This is a genomic window from Curtobacterium sp. S6 (assembly GCF_000710345.2).
Taxonomy (GTDB): Bacteria; Actinomycetota; Actinomycetes; order Actinomycetales; family Micrococcaceae; genus Rothia.
On record NZ_JHEL01000015.1, the window covers coordinates 1,188,382 to 1,209,597 of the forward strand.

Genomic DNA, 21,216 nt, shown 5'->3' on the forward strand with positions numbered 1-21,216 from the left:
TTTCGGCCCTCGCCCGCGGCACGCAGTGGCGCACGGCACTTGTATCCTGGGGATCATGCACTCCGCCGCTTCCCGCAAAAAGCCGGTGATCCCCTGGGCCCTGTGGGACGCCGGATCCTCGAGCTTCAACGCCGTGATGACCACCTTCGTGTTCACCGTCTACCTCACGAGCGAGGCCTTCGGGTCCACCGAACACACCACGCAAGTCCTCTCGGCCGGTTTGACGGCCGCGGGTGTGGTCGTCGCCGTGACCGCCCCCATCACCGGGCAGCGGGCGGATCGCAGCGGGTCCCGCCGCCTCTCCCTCGCCTGGACCACGGGAGCCGTCGGCCTGTTCGTCGCCCTGTGCTTTCTGGCGCGCCCCGAACCCTCATTTCTCTATCTCGGGGTCGGTCTGATCGCGGCGGCAAACGTCTTCAGCGAGATCGCCACGGTGCACTACAACTCCTTGCTCCCGTCCATTTCCACCCCGGAGACCGTGGGACGCGTTTCGGGGCTGGGATGGTCCTTCGGATACTTTGGCGGCATCGTGGCGCTGGCCATCGTGCTGGTGGGGTTCGTCTCCCCCGGGGTGTTGGGGATACCCGAGGAGGATTCGCTGAATCTGCGGGCCATCGCGCTGTTCTCGGCGGTGTGGCTCCTCGCGCTCTCCCTTCCGCTGCTCATCCGGTTCCCGGGTGTCACCGCGACGTCGAGCGGCTACGGCTTGGCCGAGGGCGGGGGAAACCCCGGTCGCCGCGATTCGATCATCGGCTCCTACCGGCGGCTCGGCCGGACGTTACGGCGGATGTACCGCGAGGAACCGACCACGCTCCGCTTCCTGATCGCTTCGGCGGTATTCCGTGACGGCCTGGCCGGGATCTTCACCTACGGCGGCGTCCTGGCGGCCGGAACCTTCGGGTTCTCCTCGAGCCAGGTGATCGTCTTCGCGATCGCCGGCAACGTGGTCGCCGGCCTGGGCGCGGTCCTCGGGGGACGGCTCGACGATGCCTGGGGCCCGCGCCGGGTCATCGTGGTCTCGCTGTCCGGGCTCCTCGTCGTCGCCGCTCCCCTGCTGTTCTTCCACGATCAGTGGGTGTTCTGGGTGTGCGGCCTGGCGCTGTGCACCTTCGTGGGACCCGCGCAGTCCGCGGCCCGGAGCTATCTCTCGCGGCTGACCTCTCCGGGAGACGAAGGAGAGTACTTCGGTCTTTACTCCACCACCGGGCGAGCGATGAGCTTCCTCGCCCCGGCGCTCTTCTCGCTGTTCGTCGGGCTGCTCGGCGCGCAGATTTGGGGCGTCGTGGGCATCATGATCGTTCTTGCGGCAGGCCTTGCCCTGGCCGCGCGGCTGCCAGCTCGACCCGAACGTCCCGCACAAACCCGATGACCTCATGCCCCAGCACGGGCCCGCCCGCCAAGAGCCCGTCGGCGCCCAACAAGATGGCGGCGGGGGTCCCGGGGAGCTCCATGACCTCGGAAACCACGCCGCCGACGTCGTAGAGGGCCGAGTCCCAGAGGGAGCGGTGCGCAACGGTCTCCAGGGCCTCGCGGCTCGACGGCGTCACGAGGTGCACCCCGACCGTCGGCGAGAATTCCGTGCGCCAGCCGGCGGCCTCCCTCATCACGGCGGCGCATGAGCCGCACCCCGCCGAGACCCACAGGAGAAGCCGTGCCTGACTCGATGCCAGAGACCTGAGGGAGACCAACTCCCCGTCCGCGGTCTGCACGACGACGCCGGGGATGGGGGTCCTCAGGTAGTCGAGTTCGTCGCCCACGGGTTCCTGGGCCGGTGCGACCGTGGTCCCCGCGCCCGAGCGCGCCGAGGTGGCCGAATTTCCGGGATCCTCTTCCCGCCGCGGCTTGGGCGCGCCGGCGGGCGGCACCGTGACCAGCCAGACGGTCGCGGCCACGCACAACAGGCCAAGGCCCCACAGCGCGTCCGCACCCGTCACGTCGCGCCACCGAGCGGGCCCGGACGCGGCCACCGAGGCCGCCGTCCACCAGAGGGCGAGGAGAACGAACATCGTATTGCGCCACAGCGTCCGGTGCGTCACCTCGGAGGCCGAGCTCGCCCCGAAACAGTGGCACGCGACGGGCTCGTCAAAGCCCAAAACCCGGTAGATCAAGGCCCAGTACGTCGCGAAAAGCGCCAGACACACGAGGGCGACCGCCGGGGCGAGGGCTCCCGGGGCCGCCACCAGCAGGACACCGAGAAGGATCTCTCCCCACGGAAAGGCCCTGACGACGACCCTGCGGCGCACGGCCGCCGGAACCCCCAGGTTCTCCATGGCGGAGACCACCGATCCCGGAGCCCGGAGCTTGGCGACGCCGGACCAGATGAGCACGACCGCGAGGACCACGGCCGGGACCAGGTTCGCCGTCACGACGCGGCTTCCTCCGCCCCGGAAGCGGGGTGGGGCTCGTCCCGCGGAGGCGTGTCTTCCGTGCCATCGCGCGGCCCCCGGACCGACTCGAGGACGCCACCGTCGTCGACCGCGGCCGCAAGCGCCGCCTCGAAGGCACCTTCGGGCGCGGGCCCGTATATGTCTTCCAGGTGTTGCCGGAGGTCCTCACGGGTGATGCCGCCGCCCGCTTCGAGCCACAGGTCGGCGCCCACGGGGGTGTACAGCACGGTCCGGTCCGCGTGCATCAGCAGAATCCCCTCCTCGGTCAGCAGCCCTCTCGTCGCCGGATTTCGCGAGACGATGGAGGCCGCCGGACGTTCATCGTCGGCCGGTGCGATCGCGGCCTCTCCGGTGGCTCCCATGGCTTCGACGTATTCCCACTCTTGGTGGTCCCGATCGCCGGCCGCCGCCAAAAGGCCGGGCAGCTGGGAGGCGTCTCGGTACTGCACGCGCCATATGCCGCCGACGCGTTCGGCGAGCTCGGCGAGCCCACGCAGGGCGTGCGGTGTTTGGGCCAGACCGGAGGACTGCTCCGCGAGTATTTGGACGCCACGAAGGAGCGGCATCGGATACAGCCCGTCTTCCTGGTCGGAGGGCGCCTCGTCGACCCGGTCCAAGATCACGAGTCGCGACAACCGGGGCTCCGCGCCTTTGCCGCGTCGCCACGTGTTCAGGCCGATCCCGGACGCCGCCCATTGGGCCTTGGGCGCCCCGGGATGCTCGATCACTGACAGCGGTTTGGGGTAGGGAAGCACGCTCAGCGTCGCCGGGTCGATGGCGCAGGTTTCATCGCTCAGGTAGGTCCAGCCGCTCCCGGCGAGGGTCCGCGAGGCGGTGGTTTTCCCCCGCCCGGACGGGCCGATCAACGCCGTCACTTCCCCGGTCTCCCCCTGCATCAGGGCCGCCGCGTGGAAAAGATGTAATTTCACGATCTGATGCTTGATGAGCTCCAGCGTCACCATCGAGGTGAAGTCCCGCGCGGCCAATGATGGATCGTCGGCGGTGACGCGCAGGATTGCGGCGTCGACGCGCCCCTCGGTGGCTGGTGCCTCCGTCGGAGCGAGGACTATTCGCACGTCGCCGTGGGGCTCCTGGCGCCCGGTATCCCCTGGCAGGAAGGGCTCACAATCGATCCAGGAGGCCCGCAAAGAGTCGATGAGCTGAGGAGGAATCCCGGGTCGAGCAACGACGTCCACGACCGCCCCCATAGCCCTCATGGAAAACACAAGGGTCTCGGTCATTGAGTGATCTAACTTTCCGAAGTATCAGTGATGTGAAAATTTTGGTAGCTTCGCGAAGCGGTGGGCCCACGTTGCCCCTGGTATCGATTGCCGTATGCGCCCGAACCATAGGGATGATCCGTGGGCGAGCTGAGACGGAAAAAGCACAGTTGCCCCACCTTGGAGCCGGGCCACAGCATCATCGGCAGCGTCGCCATATTCGACAGTTCCAGGGTCACGTGACCGGAGAATCCCGGATCGATGAACCCCGCGGTCGAATGCGTGAGCAATCCCAGCCGCCCGAGCGAGGATTTGCCCTCGAGGCGAGCCGCGACGTCGTTGGGCAGGGTGACGCGCTCGTAGGTCGAGCCCAACACGAACTCCCCCGGGTGCAGGATGAAGGGCTCTCCGGGCTTGGTCTCGATGAGCCGTGTCAGCTCGGGCTGATCCTTCGACGGATCGATATGCGGGTACTTGTGGTTGTCGAACAGCCGAAAGTACCGGTCCAAGCGGACGTCGATGCTCGCCGGCTGCAACATCTCCGGGTCGTACGGGTCCAGGCGAATGCGGCCGCGGTCAATCTCTTCGCGAATGTCGTGATCTGATATCAGCACGTCTCTAAGAATAGGTCATCCGCCGAGAAGCGAGCCGCCCGGTTCGCTCCCATCCCGAGGATGGGTTAGAATAGAGCTCGTGCCTCATGGCACCGCGCGGCTGTAGCTCAATGGTAGAGCGCACGCTTCCCAAGCCTGATACGCGGGTTCGATTCCCGTCAGCCGCTCCACCACACGGCGGATCGGCGAGTACCCTCTCGCCGATCCGCCGTGTTTCTTTTCCGCCCTCGGCGGGACGGCGTCGGACTGTCCACAGCCTCAGCCGAGAAGGCTGGTTCTGGCCCCCTTGCTCTGGGCCGGGTCGGCCGGCTTTTCAAGGATCGCGACGAGGAATGTCGAGTCGTCCGAGAAGGGTTTCAGGTCCCACGTACCGAGGGTCAGGCTACGGGACAGGCCCGCCGCCGCGGCGTCGTCGAAGAAATCGGTGAAGTCGTACCCGCGGCCGGCCCCAAATCCGATGGCCGCGCGGCCCTGGGGAACCAGCGCGCTGGCGAAGCCGGCCAGCACGGCGCGACGGGTCGACGGCGCCAGAAAGGTCATCACGTTGCCGGCGCAAACCACGGCGTCGAAGCTCCCCTGGTATCCGGGGGCAAGGGCCGAATCCAGATCCGCCAGATCGCCCACGGCCCAGGTGGCCTCCGGGTGATCGATCCGTGCCTGGTCCACGAGATCCGGGTCGATGTCGACCCCGACCACGCGGTGGCCCCGCCGGGTCAGCTCGCCGCCGACCCTTCCCGGGCCCGCGCCCGCGTCCAGGATCGCGGCCCCGCGGGGGACCATGGCGTCAACGAATCGTGCTTCCCCGTTCAGATCCGCGCCCTGAGCGCGCATGGTCTCGAACCGTTCGATGTACCACCGCGAATGTCCCGGATTTCGCTGTTTCTGAACTTCCCATAATGATGGCTCTCGCATGGTCACATCCTATTCCCCGACATGGGCGATGCCGTCGCGGGCGCCAAACACCTCGGGCCAGACCCCGAGCACGACGATGAGCGCGAGAAAGGCGAGGCCGAGGAGGACGACCACGGTCGACCGAAAGGCCGGATGGAGCTCGATCCAGCTGACCAGCCCCTGGTGCTCACGGGCCAGCTCGGTCACGTTGATCGCCGAGTACCTCGTGGTCTCGGGGGTGACTTTGGTCGAGAGCTCCCGCAACGTCTTGGCGTCCCAGATCCTGCCGTCGAAACGCAGGAGGCGTTTTCCTCGCTCCCCCGTGAACCAGAGCCCCGGCACACCGCGATACCGAATTTTGGCGAGGGTCCCGTCCCCCGCGGTGAGCGCGGCCTTGGGCTGGAGCCTCTCGACGAAAATCGTGTGCTGGATCTTGTCGCGACGAACGGCCTTCCACCCGATCAGTCGGCCCCGCAGCACGTGCGTATCGGTCAGGACCGCGACGGCCGGCTTCAACAGGGAATACACCGTCAGCGCCGCGACGAGTTCCATCGCCAGAACGACCACCACGAAGGCCGCGGCGGGTCGTTTGAAGTACAGGATCGCCAACAGGGCCAGGGCCAGCAGGATCGTGGGCAGGACCGCGAGGATCCGGCGGCCGTACGAATTGATGCGGGGATAAAATCCCTGCTGGGTGTGGCCATACTTTGCCGGAACATCGCGGAGGTTTTCTGCCATGCCTTCAACCCTATGCGATGACGCCCGCGGGGACCGGCGGCCGATATGCTTGCCACATGTCTTCCCAGTCTCCGGTCACCCGCGCCCTGGCAACGTTTTGCGCCGGGGTACTGATCGCCGGAGCCCTGGGCGTCGCGGTCATGGCCTTGATCGCGGCCTACGCGTTCGGGCCGACCGCGCCGGTGCGGGATTACATTCAGGCGATCCGCAATGGCGACGGTGGCAAAGCGATGGCGCTGCTGGACGCGAAGGTGCCCGACTCGAACGCCGCCATGCTCGACGGTCATGCCCTCTCCGAGTCGACGAAGACCCTGGGACATCTCCGCTACGAAGTCCAAACCGTCTCCGAGGACCGAGCCGTCGTCACGGTGCGCTATCGGCTCAATGACAAGGACTCCTCGACGGAGATCCCGGTCCACCGCACCGGAGTGCACGCCGGCGTCCTGGACGACTGGGAGATCGACTCGACGACCCTTCCCACGCTCAACGTCACGGCCCCCGGGATCGAAACCGCGACGCTAAACAGGGAGAAGGTCGGCGTCCCCCAGGGCTCCGAAAAGTTCGCCGTGTTCTTCCCCGGGGTCTACACGGCTCAGTACAGTTCCTCGCTGCTGAGCGCCCGGGAGTCGACCACCACGGTGACCAGCGCGGATCCCACCAAGACCGTGGACCGGAACCCGTCGTTGACCCTGGACCTCGCGCCCAGTGCGCAGGCCAAGGACTCGATCAGGTCCCAGGTCGACGACGTCCTCAAGCGTTGCGCCGCCCAGGACTCCCTCTATCCCCCGGGTTGCCCCTTCGAATACGACTTCGACGGTCGCGTCCAAGGGGACGTCACGTGGTCGATCGTCGAGAAACCCGATTCGTCGGCGACCATCGACGCGCAGGGACGCTGGAAACTAACCAATCCCCAGGGCAAGGCCCGCATCAGGTTCCAGGCGCTGGACCTCTACACCGGAAAGGTCACCTCGGTGGATGAGACCGTGCCGTTCCAGCTCAATGCCGAGCTGCGCGTCAACGGCGACTCGGTCGAGCTGGCCCGGAAATAGTCAGTTCACGCCGCGAAGGTCCAGGGTCATGCTGCGCTCGTCCGAGGAATTTCCCGTCACCCGAACGGGTATGCCCCAGTCCTGCTGATACAGATGGCAGGCCGCGTGATCGGGGATCTCGCCCCCTGGTTCGCCGTCGCATGCGGCCGCACGAGCCGTGATATGCAGGACGGCATCCGTGATGTCCGGATTCAGCGTCAGCGTCCGGGTCAGCCCCTGAGCGGCGCCGGCGCCGTCGGTAATGAATTCCGGCGGCGTCGAGGAGATCTTGAGCTGCGTCGGATCGCCCCATCGATCGTCGAGCTTCTGCCCGGTGGGGGCGGCGAAGCGAGAGACGATCTCCAGGGTTTCGCCGGCCAGGAGGGACGGCGGACGTTGCGTCTGGGAGGCTCCTTCGTCGACGCGCTGGGCCTGCCGAGGAATCGGCAACCGGACCACCTGGTGGGCGTTGGCCTCGACCACGAGCAACAACGGCTCGGCCTCCGGGCCCCTGTCCTCGAGCAGAACGTCCGAAGGCTCCGCGAGGTCCCGGGCCAGCGTGGTCAGCTCGCCCGATGCCGGATCCCAGCGTCGCACCGCGCCGTTGTAAGTATCCGCGAGGGCCACTGACCCGTCCGGGAGCACGGCAACGCCGAGACAGTGTTGCAGGCGGGCCTCCTCCCGATCGCCGTCGCGGAATCCGAAGTCGAACAGGCCCTGGCCGACCGCGGTGCTCACGGTGACCGAACCGTTGTCAAAGCTCACCCGGCGCAAGGCGGAGGTTTCGGAGTCCGCGACCCAAACGGTGCCGTCGGGGGCTTGAGCGAGCCCCGAGGACTGGGCGAACCAGGAGTCGGCCGCGGACCCGTCCAAGAGGCCTTCCGCGCCGGTTCCGGCGAAGACCTGCAAGGTCCCCGCGACCGGTTCGAAGGTGAAGAGCTGGTGCGTTCCGGCCATCGCGACGACGAAGGCCTCCACACGATCCGACCACACGAGATCCCACGGCGAGGACAGGGAGACGCTCAGGGGGTCTGCCTGGGGATCGATCACGTTCGGATCGCCCGTGCGGGTCCCCTCGGCGTCGAGCAAGCGCTGTACGCCGTTGCCCGCGAGGGTGGTCACGGTTCCGTCCTCGAGCGAAATGCCTCGCAGGCGGTGGTTGACCGAGTCCGCGACGACGAGATCGTATCCCAGCCGTGCGCGGAGCTTTTCCGGCAGCACCGCCAAGCCTTGGGGTTCGTTGAAGCGGGCGGCGTCCGCATCACCGTCCTCGTACCCCTTGCTGTTTCCTCCCCAGGACCGCAGAACCCGTTCGAGCGTCGAGTCCAGCTCGACGATGCGGTGCCGTCCGGTGTCGGTGACCAAGTAGGTCTGGCCCTCGGCACCGGCCGCGCGGAGCTCCTCCGGAACCGCGATGATTTTTCCGGGAAAGGAGAGGACGCCCTCCTGCTTGGGCCTGGGAACGTACGGCCCGGACCCACGGTGCAGGGTTCCCTTGGCCTCGTGCTCCTCCGCCAGCTCGCGAACGAGCGACACCAGCCCCTGAACGTGGCCCTCACCCGATAGGTGGGCCACGATGTAGCCTTCGGGGTCGACGACCACGAGGGTCGGCCACGCGCGTGCCGTATAGGCCTGCCACGTGTTCAGCTCGGGATCGTCCAGAACGGGGTGCGCGATGTCGTACCGGTCTACCGCGGCGGCCAGAGCATCGGGGTCGGCCTCGTGCTCAAATTTGGGCGAGTGGACGCCCACGGTCACCAGGACGTCCGAAAACTCCTCTTCCAAGGGACGCAGCTCGTCCAAGACATGGAGGCAGTTGATGCAGCAGAAGGACCAAAAGTCCAGGATCACGATCTTTCCGCGCAGGTCGGACCAGGTCAGGTTCTTTCCGCCGGTGTTCAGCCAATTCCGGCCGGTGAGCTCGGAGGCGCGTACTCGTGGAGCGCGGTCAACCATCGGATCCTCTTTCCTTCTGAATTCTCTTGCGGTGGGTCTCATCCACGCGAGTGGCTTGCGTCAGGGTAACAAGGCGCATCGCGGGGATGTTCCCTGTTGCGGCCGTGCGTCACGCACGGTGGAAAAACGTCATATTTCTTCGACCGGGCCTGAGCATGGGGAAAACTCAGCGCCTCGACCTGGGGTCCGTGGGCTCGCCTTCGTTCAGCGTCGCGAACATGTCGTTGTACGCTTCCAGCTCGGCGTCGCCGTCGCGGTCGGCCTGCCGGTCGATCCTCTTGGCGAGGCGGCCGTCCGCGATAGACCATTGGACGCCGACGACCACCGCGATCAGCATGGTCGGGATCTCCCCCATGCCCCACATGATCGAGCCGCCCAGTTTTTGATCCGCGATCGCCGACAGCCCCCAGGGGCGCCCGACGTTCCCGAACCAGGAGGCCTCCAACAGCGCGTTCGAGCTCATGAGGGCGATGCCGACGAAGGCGTGATAACCCAGGGTCGCAATCAGCAGGATGAGCCGGATCGCGAACTGAGGACGTCGCGGGATCGGGTCGATGCCGATGAGCACCAGCAGGAAGATGTACCCGGTCATGAGGAAGTGAACCATCATGAATTCGTGGCCGACGTGATACTTCAGCGCCAGCCCGAAGATCGGGGTGAAGTAGAACAGCACGATCGACCCGGCGAAGTTCACCGCGGCGAAGATCGGGTTGGTCACCACCTTCGCCCAGGTCGAGTGGGTAAAGCGCAGGATCCATTCACGCGCGCCTCGCGTTCCGTCGGAACGGGGTTGCAGGCCGCGCAGCAGCAACGTCACCGGGGCGCCCAGGACGAGGAAGATCGGGATGATCATCGTCAGCAACATGTGCTCGACCATGTGGGCCGAGAATAAGACGCGGGAATACACGGTAAGGGAGCCCGAGGTCGCGAAGGTCAGAAAGAGGAGCCCGATGATCCACGAGACCAGTCGCAACGGATTCCACGAAATCCCCCGCGACCTGACCTTGAAGAAGGCCCAGAGGTAGGCGAAGAGCGCCAACACGGCGATCGCGACCCACATCCAGTCCCAGCGCCACGTCGTGAACCACGAGGCGGTGTTCGGCTCGGGCGGCATTTCGTACCAGGTGATGATCCTGGCCGGGGAGGCGTCCGGCTTCAGCTGTTCCGGGACCGGCGGGGCCGAGCGAGACAAGGTGACCGCGATACCGGAGGCCGCGCCCATCAGGATCAGTTCCGCCAGGATGACCTGCCAAATACCCCGGAAGGCCCGGACGGCACCGGATTCGATGCGCGGGATCAGGTAGAGACGGTGAGCGGCCCCCGCGATCCCGAGCAACAGGGTCAGCGCGGCCTTCGCGACGATCATGGATCCGTAGCTGGTGCCCAGATCGGACCAGCCGTAGATCCGGATCTCCGAGTTGATGACCCCGGAGAGGAACACCAGGAGGAAACCGGCCAGGGCCAGGATCGAGTAGCGATGCAACACCACGACGGCCATCGGGGCGCGCCGGGCCATGGTGCTCTTGCTCCCCCGCTGGCGTTCCGGCAAGGTCCCGGTTCCGGCATCCTTACCGGTGAGCTGGCGTGAAAGGTACGTGAGGACGATGAGGCCGCCGAACCAGAGGCTCACGCCCAACAGGTGAAGACCCAGCGAGTTGACCGCCCCCATGTGGTCGTCGCCGCCCGAGGAGTGGCCGCTCAGGGCGAGGGCGACCAAAGCGATCATGGAGACGCCCAGGGTGATCAGCAGACCGAGTAGTTGACGCACGGCGAAGATCAGCGTCGTCACGACGGCCGCGACCACGACGATGGTCACCTGTTCCTGTCCTCCCGCGATGGACTGCATGTAGCTGATCAGCTGGGAGGTGAAGGCTTTGTCCGTACCGACGCTGGTGCCCGAGACATCGGCATAGGCCAGGATAAGGACCGCGACGGCGGAGATCGTCCATGTCAGGGACGCAACCGCACCGAAGTTCAGGGCGGCGGTGAATGGCGGATACTCCGCCTTGCCGGTGTCCTCCGCGTCGAGCAGTTCCTTGGCCTCGTCCGCGGAGGCCGCGGCCATGTCCTCGACGCTGATGACGTCCGCGTCGACCGTCCGCGCGCTACGCCGTCTCCGTTTTTTCCGTCCGGTCGCATCGGAGGCGTACCGGGGAATCAGGAAGACCACGAAGATCAAGGAACCCATGGTCGCGGCCATCGACAGGTTGTGGATCGCGGTGGCCACGGGCAACGCCCACCGCACGAACGGCCCAGGATCGTTGAGATCGGTGGCGCTGGACGTGCCGGTCGCGACCAGCGAGATCACCAGGAAGAGCAGCGTGGCCGCCGGGATGACCAGTAGCCAGGGTCGATAGAACCCTCGCGCCAAGCCCTGCGGGACCTCACGCTCAATCGCGTTGGCCTTGCGGGGCGTGTTCGACTTGCTGCTCGTCATCAGTTCCTCGGATCGACGGTCATGGAAAGGGGCGCCCTCTCGCCCGCCCCGAGGACACGGGTCGGGCGAGAGGGCCGTTCAGGATCAAGCCTCGAAGAGGAAATCCCCGATGAATCCGTCCTCGTGACACCCCGGAGGGATCGCGAACACGGCGGAGCCGATAGGAACGGTCCAGGTGTTGAGCATGTCCAGATCGGCCAATCGCTGCTGTATCGGTACGAACTGTTTGACGGGATCGGTTTGATAGGAGGCAAAGATCAGGCCGGTTTGGCTCACGCCACCGGTGGTCGAGCCGGCCTCCGCGAGTCCCGACGCGTGAGAGACCGGCACGTCATAATTGTACGGTCGTCTCAGGATTCGCTCGTGCGGGGCCTTGGCCGTAGCCCGCCGGATATGGGCGTATTCGGCGATGACGGGAAACCCGATCGGGGTCTTCGCCGAAAGATCCACTGGGTCCGTCTCCTTGCTCCCGGTCAGCGGAGCGCCGTTGGAAATCTTCCGGCCCACCGCGTCCTCGCGACCCGGTCCGTCCACTTCGTCCCACGTGTCCAAATTCATGTGAATTCGGCGGATCACCAAGGAAGTTCCTCCGTCGACCCAGGGCTTCAGGCCGTCCATATTTCCGTAGACGACCTCGTCCATGCTGGAGTCCTCCGTGGTCGGATTGATCGTGCCATCGATCTGACCGAAGAGGTTCCGCATGGTCGTGCCCTTCTTCAGGGACCCGGCCGCGTTCCGGAAACCGTCCTGAACCCAGTGGACGCTGCCGAAACTGCGAGTGTCTTTGAGCAACATGCGTTGCGCATGCGCCAACGTCACCTTGTCGTCGCAACACAGTTGCAGGAGGAGATCGGCCGGGCCCCAATCGTCAGAGAGCCGGTCGATCTTGTCAAAAGCCGGCAACGGCTTGAGCCAGGTGGGTTTTCCCTGCGGGTTCACGACGTCGAAGATGCGTTCGCCGAAACCAAAGGTGACCGTGAGGTTCGCGCTGATTTCGGCGAGCTCCGGTTCCTGGTCGTTGAGCGGGGCCTTCCCTGACATCAGGGCCCGCGCGTCCTCGCTCAGGATGCGCAACAGCCTCTTGATGTCGTCGCGGCCGATCGAGTCCCGAAGACGCAGGCCGATGAAATTCCCGTAGGCAGGCGCCGGGGTTGCGACGCCGGCCTGTCTCTTGCCGTGGAACTCCACGCGGGAGGATGCCAAGGGTGCGCCCCCGGAGGCGACGGCTTGAGGATTTCCCTCGTTGCCGTCGCCGCCGGACCCGCCCTCACGGGTGCCGCCGCGGCCGGCGAGCTCAACGCCCACCCCCGCGACGGCACCCGCAGACGCGGTGGCGCCCCCGATCAGCAGATTTCTGCGGCTCCACAGCGATCGCCGTGGTGCCGATTGCTTCTGATCGTCGGTCATATGCCTCGGCCCTAGGACGAGCAGCTGGGCAACTGGCTCGATCCGGAGCTCATGTTGTCCATCGAGGACATGTCGTGGCCACCACCGTGGGAAGCGTGCTCCGAGGAGTCCGCTCCCTCGGAGGGCGCGTAGCTCTCCTTGGCCGCGGTGTAGTCGCGGATGGGGGCATCGACGACGACGGACTTGCCGTCGGAGACCTTGAGCGTGACCTTCAGGCTGTCGCCGGCCAGCAACGAGCACTTGAGGTTCATCAGCATGATGTGGTCGCCGCCGGGCTTCAGCTCCTTGGACTCACCCGGCTTGAGGGGGAACCCGCCCTTCTTCTCCTGCATCGAGGAGCCGCCGGTCTTCGGATCGATCACGGTCTCGTGCAGCTGGACCTCGTCCGACGCGTTGGTCGTGGCCGAGGAGATCACCATGTCCTTGTCGGTGGTGTTGGTCAGGGTTCCGAACACGGCCGTCATGCCCTTGTCCGCCGCCTTGACCCACGGGTCCTTGACCTTGAGGCCCGCGTCCGAGGAGCTTGCGGAGGACGAGGCCGACGCCGAACTCGAAGAGCCGCCCGAGGCCTCCTGGGATCCGCCGCACGCGGTCAGGGCGAGGGATGCCGTCAGCACGAGCACGGCAGGGCCCAGAATGTGTCGTTTATTCTTCATGAGGATTATTTCCGTTCGTTCTCTTCGTCGCTCTTGCGGGCGCGCACACGCGCCACGAGAAGGGCGACGACGGCCAAGACGCCGAGGGCGATGATCGCGCCGATCACGGCGCTCACCCATACCGGCAGGCCAGACTTCTGTGAATGATCCGAGGAGTCCGAGTCGGCGGAAGAGGAACCGGAGCTGGCTCCGGTCGATGCGTTGGCACTAGCGGACGACGCGTTGCCCGAGCCACCCTTGCCCACGGTGAACGTGAAGGACCCTTCGATCGGGTGCCCGTCCTGAGACACGACGCGCCACGCGACCTTGTAGGTCTCGTCCTTCGCGTCGGAGCTCATCTTCTGGGTGACCTCACGTCCGTTGACGGTGCTGTCCCCCGAGCTGACGGTCTTGCCGGTCGAATCGGTCACGATGACCTTGTTGCCGTTCTGCACGTCGGTGATCTCGCCGGAATACGTGAGCGTCACGTGATCCGGCGCCTTGTCGATCGTGGCGTCTTGCGCCGGATCGGTGCTGACCAACTGGTCGTGGGCCTGAGCGGCCGTTCCACCCGTGAACAGCACGGCGCAGGCCATCATCACGGCCGCGAGGATCGCGGAGATTCGGCGGGATCGGTTCGGGGTCGTGGTCGTCAAGGTGCTGTGCTCGGTCGAAGCCATGGTCGGCTCTCTCTTTCGTCGCTGGACTCTCCGGGCCGTGGGCTCGGTGCCCAGGGTCGGTTCCCGGAGTGATGTGTGTTCTAGACAGAAGCGACGAAGGCCGGCGGGCCCCGAGGAGATATGGGACCGGGAAGAAAAGTGCGCACGCGGACCCGCAACGGAGCGCTGCACGGCAGGGCCCGGCGGGACGAACCCAGCAGGATGGGGCGCGGCAGCATCGGGGCAAGCCATCGCATGCCGATGCGTATGGCGCGGCGCAGGATCGCGATGGCCTCGTCCCCACGGCGGATCGCCAGGTACGTCAGGACGGCGGCGGCCACGTGCGTCGCGATCATCGCGGGCGTTAGCTCCGCGCCGTGCGACATCCCGGTCGCGCTCAGCGTTCCCGACCCGTGGTCCATATGAGCCGCGTGCCCCATGGCCATCGACCCGGACCCGTCGGCGGGCTGCATGACGACTCCGTGGCCCGCTTGGGCGAACAACGTGTGCAGGACGCCCTGGGTGAGCAGGACGCCCACCGCGGTCGAGACCGCGGAGCCTTTCAGCCCGGCCGCGAGGACCGACAATAAGCCCGAGAGCGCCCAGCACACGAGGATCAGCAGAACCCCCGGGGCATGCCCCATCGCGGCGATGTGAGAGGCCACGCCCGTGAACGTCGCGATGGTCGCTACCGACCAGCCGCGTGCGAGCAGGGAGAGGCGAGACCTCGGGGCACGACGTCGTGTCACGATGGTTCACCCCCTGCGGTTCGGCGTGATGACGAGAGAAATCGGCAGTGGCGTGCTCGCCGCCACTCCCGCGCCAGTCTACCAATGGCCGTGCGCCGATGGATCCGGGGGCCGTGTGGCGTTGCCGTCATTCCTCACGGGCGCGCCGGGGACGGTTCAGGGCCACGGATTCATCCCCGGCACGACGAAGGCCCCGCATCCCATAGTGGGATGCGGGGCCTTCGGTGTTCAGCAGTCTCAGACGACTACTTCTTGGCGACAGCTGCCTTCAGCTTGGAACCAGCGCTCAGCTTCACGCCGTGACCGGCGGGAATCTTGATGGCCTCGCCAGTCTGCGGGTTGCGTCCGGTGCGAGCCGCACGATCGGTACGCTCAACCGACAACCAGCCGGGGATGGTGATCTTCTCGCCCTTGGAAACCGAGGATTCAAAAACCTGGAAGACGGCATCCAGAACGCCATTCACGGCGGCCTGGCTCATGCCCGACTTCTCGGCAACCTCTGCAACGAGTTCGCTACGGTTCTTAGCCATATCTGTGTCCCTCCTGAGACTTGAATTTTCTTGGCTCAAGCCGACTATACCGGCCTACACCCGAAAAATTACCAGCTGGACTTGGTAATTCCCGGCAATTCGCCGCGGTGCGCCATCTGGCGGAAGCGGACGCGGGAAATACCGAACTTCTGGAAAGTACCGCGGGGACGACCATCGATCTGGTCGCGGCTACGGACGCGGATGGGCGACGCGTTGCGGGGAAGCTTCTGGAGACCCAAGCGGGCCTCTTCGCGCTCCTCCGGGCTCGCGTTCTCATCAACAAGGGTCTTCTTGAGGGCGGCACGCTTTTCCGCGTAGCGCTCAACGATGACCTTGCGCTGCTCGTTACGAGCGATCTTGGACTTCTTGGCCATTGCTCTTAGCGCTCCTCTCGGAAATCGACGTGCTTGCGGACGACCGGGTCGTACTTCTTCATGACCAGGCGATCCGGGTTATTGCGGCGGTTCTTGCGGGTCACGTAGGTGTAACCGGTGCCGGCAGTTGACTTGAGCTTGATGATCGGACGAACGTCCTTGGTATTCGATGCCATGCTTAAATCTTCTCCCCGCGTGCAAGGATGTCGGCTACGACCGCGTCGATGCCACGAGCGTCGATGACCTTGATGCCCTTAGCGGACACGTTCAAGGTGACGTTGCGGCGAAGGGACGGGACCCAGTAGCGCTTCTTCTGAATGTTCGGATCGAACCGGCGCTTGGTGCGGCGGTGCGAGTGCGAAATGCTGTGTCCAAAGCCGGGAACAGCTCCGGTCACCTGGCAGACGGCTGCCATAGTTTCTCCTCCAATGTTGACGAAATGACGGTGCGCAGTTGTTGCCCGCTCGAGGGCGGGCATTCCGAGCGCTCCGTCACCTACTTAGAGCACCGGGTTATTCGCCGGGCCATGAGTGTGGAGCAGACGCCTGCGTGAGATTTTCAGGTGTCGCCCCCGCCGCGGGATAACGGTGAAGCTTTCTTCGGTGCCGAGAGGTGGACTCACCACTACGACAGCGTTAAATACTATGGAATTACCGGGCCATCCGCAACCTGTCGGTCCGGGAACATGGCCTTAATCACCGGAATTACCGGTCTTCGATTCGGTCGATTCCGTCACGTGCAGGGACTGCAATTCCGGATATTTGGCTTTCATGCCGTCGCCCGACGAGGTCCCGCGTAAGCGCCGGCCGACCCAGGGAAGGGCAAATTCCCTCATCCATTCCACGTTAGCGCGCGTGGTCTGAACCCTGGAGACCTTGCGCAGCTGCGGCAGGGCCTCCAGGCCGAGGTCGACCACCGGAGTCACGTCGAGGGCTTCCAGGACCTTGCCCGCGAGCTTCTGATGCCCCAGGGAGTTCATGTGCAGCCTGTCGGGCGCCCAGAGGCGCGGATCGGAGAATTCCTTACTCATCCGCCAGTAATCCACCAAGATCACGCCGTGCCGGTCGGCGATCTCCCGCAAGAGTTCGTTGTAGATGGCCGCGCGCCCCCGGGTGCCCTTGAAGACGCCGTAAAAGTTCTTGGCGTCGAAGCCCGTGAAGGCCATGACGTGGGCCCCACTCGAACGCAACCGTGAGATCGCGTCCTCGTACTGGAGCATCATGTCGTCGATATCGATGCTGGGCCTCAGGATGTCATTGCCGCCCGCGTAGATGCTGACCAGGGTGGGTTCGAGGGCGAGGGCCGGTTCGATCTGCTCGTCGAGGATCGGGCCCATGGTTCGGCCGCGTATGGCCAAATTGGCATACGTCGTGCGCGGGAAGCGCAGGGTCAACTGCTCCGCGACGCGATCGGCCCAACCGCGGACCCCGTTGGGGCGTGAAGGATCGGGATCCCCGACGCCTTCGGTGAAGGAATCTCCCAGGGCGACGAACCTGATGGGATCGCGCTCTGGGTTTTCCTGTGCGTCGCGTACCGTCTCTGCCGACATCATTCACCGCATCCGTGGGCTCTGGGGAATAGCACCCCGCGAATCGGCGGAGGCTTTCCTTCGAGGTTAATATCGGTCCTCGCGGGACCGCAACACGGCCGGGAGACTCCCGCCCCGGCGGGTCACGACTCGGCGTGTCCCGCCTTCCAGTACCCCATGAACGAGATGCTCGCTTTGTCGATCCCGGCCTCGTTGACGCACACGCGCCGAGACGCTCTGACGACGCTGGCCTCCCCCGCGAGGTAGACGTACGTCTGCCCGGGGTGTTCGCTGGCACCCCAGACGAATTCATCGGCCGGGATCCGCACCCCCAGGGAGCTGTCCGACTCATCATCGGCCGACTCCACGCCGAGCACGTCGCGCAGCGCACGGAGGGTGAGCTGACCCCGCTGGAGGCGCGGGGCCCTTTCGAGCCAGTGCAGGTCGATCTCGGTGCGCTCCCGGGCGGCCTCGACCAGGGGGGCCGCCAGCTCGGCAAGATCTTGGTTGCCCTCGGCCACCTCCAACAGGAACGTGGCCTGGGCCCCCGCGGGGAGGGACCTCAGGACCGACAGGGCTGCGGGCACCGCCGTCTCATCGGCACACACGAGGACCTTACCGGCTTCTTCCGGCCGCCACATGGTCCACAGCTGCCCGTCCCGGGAGGGCCCGATAAAGGTCAGGGAGTCACCAGCCTGGGCGTTTGCGGCCCACGCGGCACCCGGCCCCATGGCCGACTCTTCGCCCTCCTCCGGGGCGTGCAGGACGAAGTCGATATCGATTTCGACGCCGTCGGTGCCCTTGGGAGAGGTCCACGGGCGGGCGTCGCGCATCGTATAGGTGCGGATCCACCCCCCTCGCTCGCGAGGGTCCGCGGCGAACCATTCCTTGCGCCAGGTGTCGTTAAGGTCCAGGCGCACCGGCCCCTCGAGGTCGGGGTGGGGAATGAAGAGCTTGAGGTAGGCGTCGTCGACGCGCTCCCCGACGCCGTCGCCGGCCGGAGCCGCCAGACGGGTCAGTTGCTCGGAGGCCAATTGCACGCGGACGAAGTCACGGCTGAGCCTCTCCGTGCCGGTGACTTGTGCTTCGAAGAGCTCCATGGGAACCGAACTCACGCGAACTCCTTTCGGGGTGCCGGGATGACCACGGGAGTTCCCCCGGGATCCGTGGTGACCGATGCGTCCAGGCCGAACACATCGGTGAGATTTTCGCTCGTGAGCACCTCGGAGGGTGCCCCGGCCATGGCGATCGCGCCGTCCTTCATCGCCACCAGGTGGTCGGCGCAGCGGGCCGCCAAATTCAGCTCGTGCAACACCAGGACGATGGTGGTTCCCCGCGTCCGGTTCAGCTCGACGACGAGGTCCAGGAGCTCCACCTGATGGGCCAGGTCCAGGTACGTGGTCGGCTCGTCGAGGAGCAAAACATCGGTCTCCTGGGCGAGGGCCATCGCGATCCACACCCGTTGCCGCTGGCCGCCCGAGAGCTCGGAGACCTGGGCGTCGGCGAGCTGATCCGTGTGCGTGGCTTCCAGGGCCCACGCGACGGCGGCGTCGTCCTCCGCGGAGGCCTTCGAGAACATGCCCTGATATGGGTACCGGCCTCGCGAGACCAGGTCGGCCACGGTGATGCCTTCCGGCGCCACAGGATGCTGCGGAAGCAGCCCCACGCGCCGCGCGAATTCCCGCGAGCCGTAGCGGGCGAGGTCTTTGTCGTCGAGATGCACGCGCCCGGCGACGGGCTTGAGCAACCGGGAGAATCCCCGAAGCATCGTCGATTTTCCGCACCCGTTGGGGCCGATGATCGCCGTGACGTGTCCCTGCGGAACCTCGAAATCGAGGTTCTCGACGATATTGCGTCCCCCGTAGCCGAGGGTCAGGGATTCCGCGCACAGGCGGAGAGCGTGTGATGGGGTCCGGGTGGATTGGACCATGGGGATCAGGACCTTTCCTTATTGGCCGAGGCGACGAGCCACAGCAGGAGGGGTGCACCGACGATTCCGGTGATGACACCCACGGGCAGGCGGCCGCCCGGGATCATGTTCGCGGCGACGAAGTCGGCCAGAACAACGATGATCGCCCCCGTGAGGGCGGAAGCCACCAGGGAGTGTCGACCTCCGACGAGTTTGCGGGCGATGGGACCAGAGACGAACGCGACGAACGTGATCGGTCCCGTCATGGCCACCGCGAAGGCCACGAGGAGCACCGCGAGAACGATGTAGACCCAGCGCGTCGCGGCCACGGGGACACCCAGGCCCGAGGCCAGCTCGTCGCCGACCTCCATCGCGTGAAGATTCCGGGTGAAGAGGGCGATCAGGGGGAAGACGATGGCCAGCACGACGGCGAGCATCGTGATCCGCGACCAATTGGCGGAGCTGAGCGAGCCCGTCAGCCAGATCGCGGCGTCGGCGGCCTTGTAGATGTTGACCCGCGAGAGCAGGTAATTCGCCAGGGCGACCGCCAGGACGGCCACTCCCAGACCGATCAGGACGAATCGGTTGCCGACGAGCCCGTCGCGCCCCGCCGAGAGGCCAAAGATCACCAGGACACACGCGATGGCGCCCAGCAGTCCGCCGAGGGCCATCCCGGTGCCCGAGGCCCCGAAGAAGGCCACGGCCGCGATCGCGCCAAGGCTCGAGGACGCATTGATGCCGATGATGTCCGGGCTGGCCAGCGGGTTGCGGAGGAGCAACTGAAAAATCGCGCCCGAGCAGCCAAAGGCCAGACCGGCCAGCGCGCCGAGGACGGCGTGCGGCAACTTATCCTGGAGGACGATAAACCTGGCGCCCCCGGCGCCGGGGATGGAATGTCCCGTCAGAATCGAGAAGAAATCCGGGATGGTCACGGTGTAGCTGCCGAGGAGAACCCGGACCGCCACCGCGAGGAGCAGGGCCACCGCCAGGGCGGGGATCACCAGGCGAGGTCGCAGATTGCGGCGCTTTCTCAACGAGCGGACGTCGCACGATGGGACGTCCTGACGCTCGATCGAGGCGGGCCGCTCCGTGGTCGCGGTGCTCATAGATCGACCGCCTTCCTGGAACGAATGAGGTAAATGAAGGTCGGAACCCCGACGATGGCCATCGTGACGCCCACTTCGACTTCGGTCGGGGGAAGCAGGACTCGACCGACGACGTCGGCGACCAAGAGGATCGAGGGACCGCCCAGGACGCTGAGGGGCATGATCCATCGGTAGTCCGGGCCGACCAGGGCTCGCACGGCGTGGGGAATCATGAGCCCCAGAAACGCGATCGGCCCCGCGATCGCCACGCTCGCGGCGCACAGGGCCGCGATGCCCACGAAAATCACGAACCGCTTGACCGCGACCTTTTCGCCGAGGGACGCGGCCATGTCGTCGCCGAGGGCGAAGTTATTGATCGACGAGGCGAATCCGACCGTCAGCGCCAGACCCACGATGATCAGCGGCGCGAGGCTCAGCAGATCTCCGAAGGAAGACCTGGTCAGCGACCCGATCTGCCACCTGCGGAACTCGTCCAGGGTTTCCTGACCCTGCAGGATGAAGGCGTTGGTGATGGACATGGCGCCGGCGCTGAAGGCCGCACCCACCAGGGCAAGCTTGATCGGCGTCGCCCCGTCCCGGCCCATGCTCGCGATCGAGTACACGGCCACGGCGGCAACCGCGGCACCGAGGATCGCCCAGGCCGCGAAGGCCGGCGCCCCCGAGGCACCCACGAGGGCGATACCGATGACCACGAAGCACGAGCAGCCGGCGTTGATTCCGAGAATCGCGGGGTCGCCCAGGGGGTTTCGCGTGACCCCTTGCATCGCGGCACCCGCGGTCGCGAGGCTCGCCCCGATCACCACGCCCATGACGGTGCGGACCAACCGGCCGGACATGATGACCGACTCGGCCGACCCCGACCCGGGGTGTGTCAGGCCGCGCAGGGCGGCCGCGGGAGAGATCATGTTGGACCCGATCAACAGCGAGGCCAGGGCGGTCACGACCAGAAGCGCCGACACGCCGGCCAAGACGGTCCCCCTGCGGGAACCGGCCCTGGCCGGCGTGCTGTGTCGAACGGTCTCGACGGCAGTTGACATCAAGAACCCGA

The 21,216-nt window shown here is 66.1% G+C and carries 22 protein-coding genes and 1 tRNA gene; 3 read left to right on the forward strand and 20 right to left on the reverse strand.

Annotation, left to right across the window (positions count from 1 at the left end; genetic code table 11):
* Positions 1-55 precede the first annotated feature (55 nt).
* Positions 56-1,369, forward strand: coding sequence for an MFS transporter (locus CURSPS6_RS07640; RefSeq protein ID WP_051687731.1), 1,314 nt, complete (start codon positions 56-58; stop codon positions 1,367-1,369).
* Here the strand turns inward: CURSPS6_RS07640 and CURSPS6_RS12625 are convergent.
* From CURSPS6_RS12625 to dcd, 3 genes are read right to left on the reverse strand one after another with little or no spacing between them, the layout of a single operon-like run.
* Entirely contained in the window at positions 1,290-2,366 is a 1,077-nt protein-coding gene (locus tag CURSPS6_RS12625; protein ID WP_030015305.1) for a MauE/DoxX family redox-associated membrane protein, read from the reverse strand. The genes CURSPS6_RS07640 and CURSPS6_RS12625 overlap by 80 nt on opposite strands.
* Positions 2,363-3,628 carry a hypothetical protein gene (locus CURSPS6_RS07650; protein WP_152978086.1) on the reverse strand — a complete coding sequence of 422 codons (1,266 nt, stop codon included), beginning with the start codon at positions 3,626-3,628 and terminating at the stop codon, positions 2,363-2,365. The genes CURSPS6_RS12625 and CURSPS6_RS07650 overlap by 4 nt, the downstream gene beginning before the upstream one ends.
* Before the next feature lie 8 nt (positions 3,629-3,636).
* Complete coding sequence (dcd, locus tag CURSPS6_RS07655; RefSeq protein ID WP_030015308.1) at positions 3,637-4,221, reverse strand: dCTP deaminase; 585 nt, start codon at positions 4,219-4,221, stop codon at positions 3,637-3,639.
* Positions 4,222-4,317: 96 nt separating this feature from the next.
* Here dcd and CURSPS6_RS07660 point away from each other — a divergent pair.
* A tRNA-Gly gene (locus CURSPS6_RS07660) sits at positions 4,318-4,391 on the forward strand.
* Positions 4,392-4,479: 88 nt separating this feature from the next.
* Here the strand turns inward: CURSPS6_RS07660 and CURSPS6_RS07665 are convergent.
* Both CURSPS6_RS07665 and CURSPS6_RS07670 read right to left on the reverse strand, forming a co-directional pair.
* Positions 4,480-5,133, reverse strand: coding sequence for a class I SAM-dependent methyltransferase (locus CURSPS6_RS07665; protein ID WP_051687732.1), 654 nt, complete (start codon positions 5,131-5,133; stop codon positions 4,480-4,482).
* A 9-nt stretch (positions 5,134-5,142) separates the two neighbouring features.
* The gene (locus CURSPS6_RS07670) at positions 5,143-5,850 is read right to left on the reverse strand and encodes a hypothetical protein (RefSeq protein ID WP_051687733.1); all 708 of its coding nucleotides are present in this window, start codon (positions 5,848-5,850) and stop codon (positions 5,143-5,145) included.
* A 56-nt stretch (positions 5,851-5,906) separates the two neighbouring features.
* Here CURSPS6_RS07670 and CURSPS6_RS07675 point away from each other — a divergent pair, with 56 nt between their 5' ends.
* Entirely contained in the window at positions 5,907-6,899 is a 993-nt protein-coding gene (locus CURSPS6_RS07675) for a hypothetical protein (protein WP_030015313.1), read from the forward strand.
* On the opposite strand, the gene CURSPS6_RS07680 is transcribed toward CURSPS6_RS07675, so the two are convergent.
* The 15 genes from CURSPS6_RS07680 to CURSPS6_RS07750 all read right to left on the reverse strand — a co-directional run bounded on the left by CURSPS6_RS07680 (position 6,900) and on the right by CURSPS6_RS07750 (position 21,205).
* Positions 6,900-8,834 (reverse strand): NHL domain-containing thioredoxin family protein, encoded by a 1,935-nt coding sequence (locus CURSPS6_RS07680; RefSeq protein WP_030015315.1) that lies wholly within the window; start codon positions 8,832-8,834, stop codon positions 6,900-6,902.
* A 166-nt stretch (positions 8,835-9,000) separates the two neighbouring features.
* Complete coding sequence (locus CURSPS6_RS07685) at positions 9,001-11,271, reverse strand: cytochrome c oxidase assembly protein (RefSeq protein ID WP_035810310.1); 2,271 nt, start codon at positions 11,269-11,271, stop codon at positions 9,001-9,003.
* An 84-nt stretch (positions 11,272-11,355) separates the two neighbouring features.
* Positions 11,356-12,678, reverse strand: a complete 1,323-nt coding sequence (locus tag CURSPS6_RS07690) for a Dyp-type peroxidase (RefSeq protein ID WP_030015320.1) — start codon at positions 12,676-12,678, stop codon at positions 11,356-11,358.
* Between the two features lie 11 nt (positions 12,679-12,689).
* Positions 12,690-13,334 (reverse strand): copper chaperone PCu(A)C, encoded by a 645-nt coding sequence (locus CURSPS6_RS07695; RefSeq protein WP_035810313.1) that lies wholly within the window; start codon positions 13,332-13,334, stop codon positions 12,690-12,692.
* A gap of 5 nt (positions 13,335-13,339) precedes the next feature.
* Complete coding sequence (locus CURSPS6_RS07700) at positions 13,340-13,993, reverse strand: copper resistance CopC family protein (RefSeq protein ID WP_051687734.1); 654 nt, start codon at positions 13,991-13,993, stop codon at positions 13,340-13,342.
* 80 nt (positions 13,994-14,073) lie between these two features.
* On the reverse strand, positions 14,074-14,721 hold the full coding sequence (locus tag CURSPS6_RS12630; protein ID WP_035810315.1) for a hypothetical protein: 648 nt from the start codon (positions 14,719-14,721) through the stop codon (positions 14,074-14,076).
* Positions 14,722-14,966: 245 nt separating this feature from the next.
* Positions 14,967-15,251, reverse strand: coding sequence for an HU family DNA-binding protein (locus CURSPS6_RS07710; RefSeq protein WP_030015324.1), 285 nt, complete (start codon positions 15,249-15,251; stop codon positions 14,967-14,969).
* A gap of 68 nt (positions 15,252-15,319) precedes the next feature.
* Positions 15,320-15,625, reverse strand: a complete 306-nt coding sequence (rpsN, locus tag CURSPS6_RS07715; RefSeq protein WP_030015326.1) for a 30S ribosomal protein S14 — start codon at positions 15,623-15,625, stop codon at positions 15,320-15,322.
* 5 nt (positions 15,626-15,630) lie between these two features.
* Positions 15,631-15,801, reverse strand: coding sequence for a 50S ribosomal protein L33 (gene rpmG / locus CURSPS6_RS07720; RefSeq protein WP_030015328.1), 171 nt, complete (start codon positions 15,799-15,801; stop codon positions 15,631-15,633).
* A 2-nt stretch (positions 15,802-15,803) separates the two neighbouring features.
* A complete protein-coding gene (rpmB, locus tag CURSPS6_RS07725) occupies positions 15,804-16,040 on the reverse strand; it encodes a 50S ribosomal protein L28 (protein WP_030015329.1) in 237 nt (78 codons plus the stop codon).
* A 276-nt stretch (positions 16,041-16,316) separates the two neighbouring features.
* Positions 16,317-17,174 carry an SGNH/GDSL hydrolase family protein gene (locus tag CURSPS6_RS07730; protein WP_051687852.1) on the reverse strand — a complete coding sequence of 286 codons (858 nt, stop codon included), beginning with the start codon at positions 17,172-17,174 and terminating at the stop codon, positions 16,317-16,319.
* A 122-nt stretch (positions 17,175-17,296) separates the two neighbouring features.
* Complete coding sequence (locus CURSPS6_RS07735; RefSeq protein ID WP_030015332.1) at positions 17,297-18,268, reverse strand: siderophore-interacting protein; 972 nt, start codon at positions 18,266-18,268, stop codon at positions 17,297-17,299.
* Positions 18,265-19,083, reverse strand: a complete 819-nt coding sequence (locus CURSPS6_RS07740) for an ABC transporter ATP-binding protein (RefSeq protein ID WP_051687735.1) — start codon at positions 19,081-19,083, stop codon at positions 18,265-18,267. The genes CURSPS6_RS07735 and CURSPS6_RS07740 overlap by 4 nt, the downstream gene beginning before the upstream one ends.
* 5 nt (positions 19,084-19,088) lie before the next feature.
* The gene (locus tag CURSPS6_RS07745; RefSeq protein ID WP_082470216.1) at positions 19,089-20,168 is read right to left on the reverse strand and encodes a FecCD family ABC transporter permease; all 1,080 of its coding nucleotides are present in this window, start codon (positions 20,166-20,168) and stop codon (positions 19,089-19,091) included.
* The gene (locus CURSPS6_RS07750; protein WP_082470218.1) at positions 20,165-21,205 is read right to left on the reverse strand and encodes a FecCD family ABC transporter permease; all 1,041 of its coding nucleotides are present in this window, start codon (positions 21,203-21,205) and stop codon (positions 20,165-20,167) included. Before CURSPS6_RS07750 ends, CURSPS6_RS07745 begins: the two co-directional genes overlap by 4 nt.
* Between the last annotated feature and the right edge of the window lie 11 nt (positions 21,206-21,216).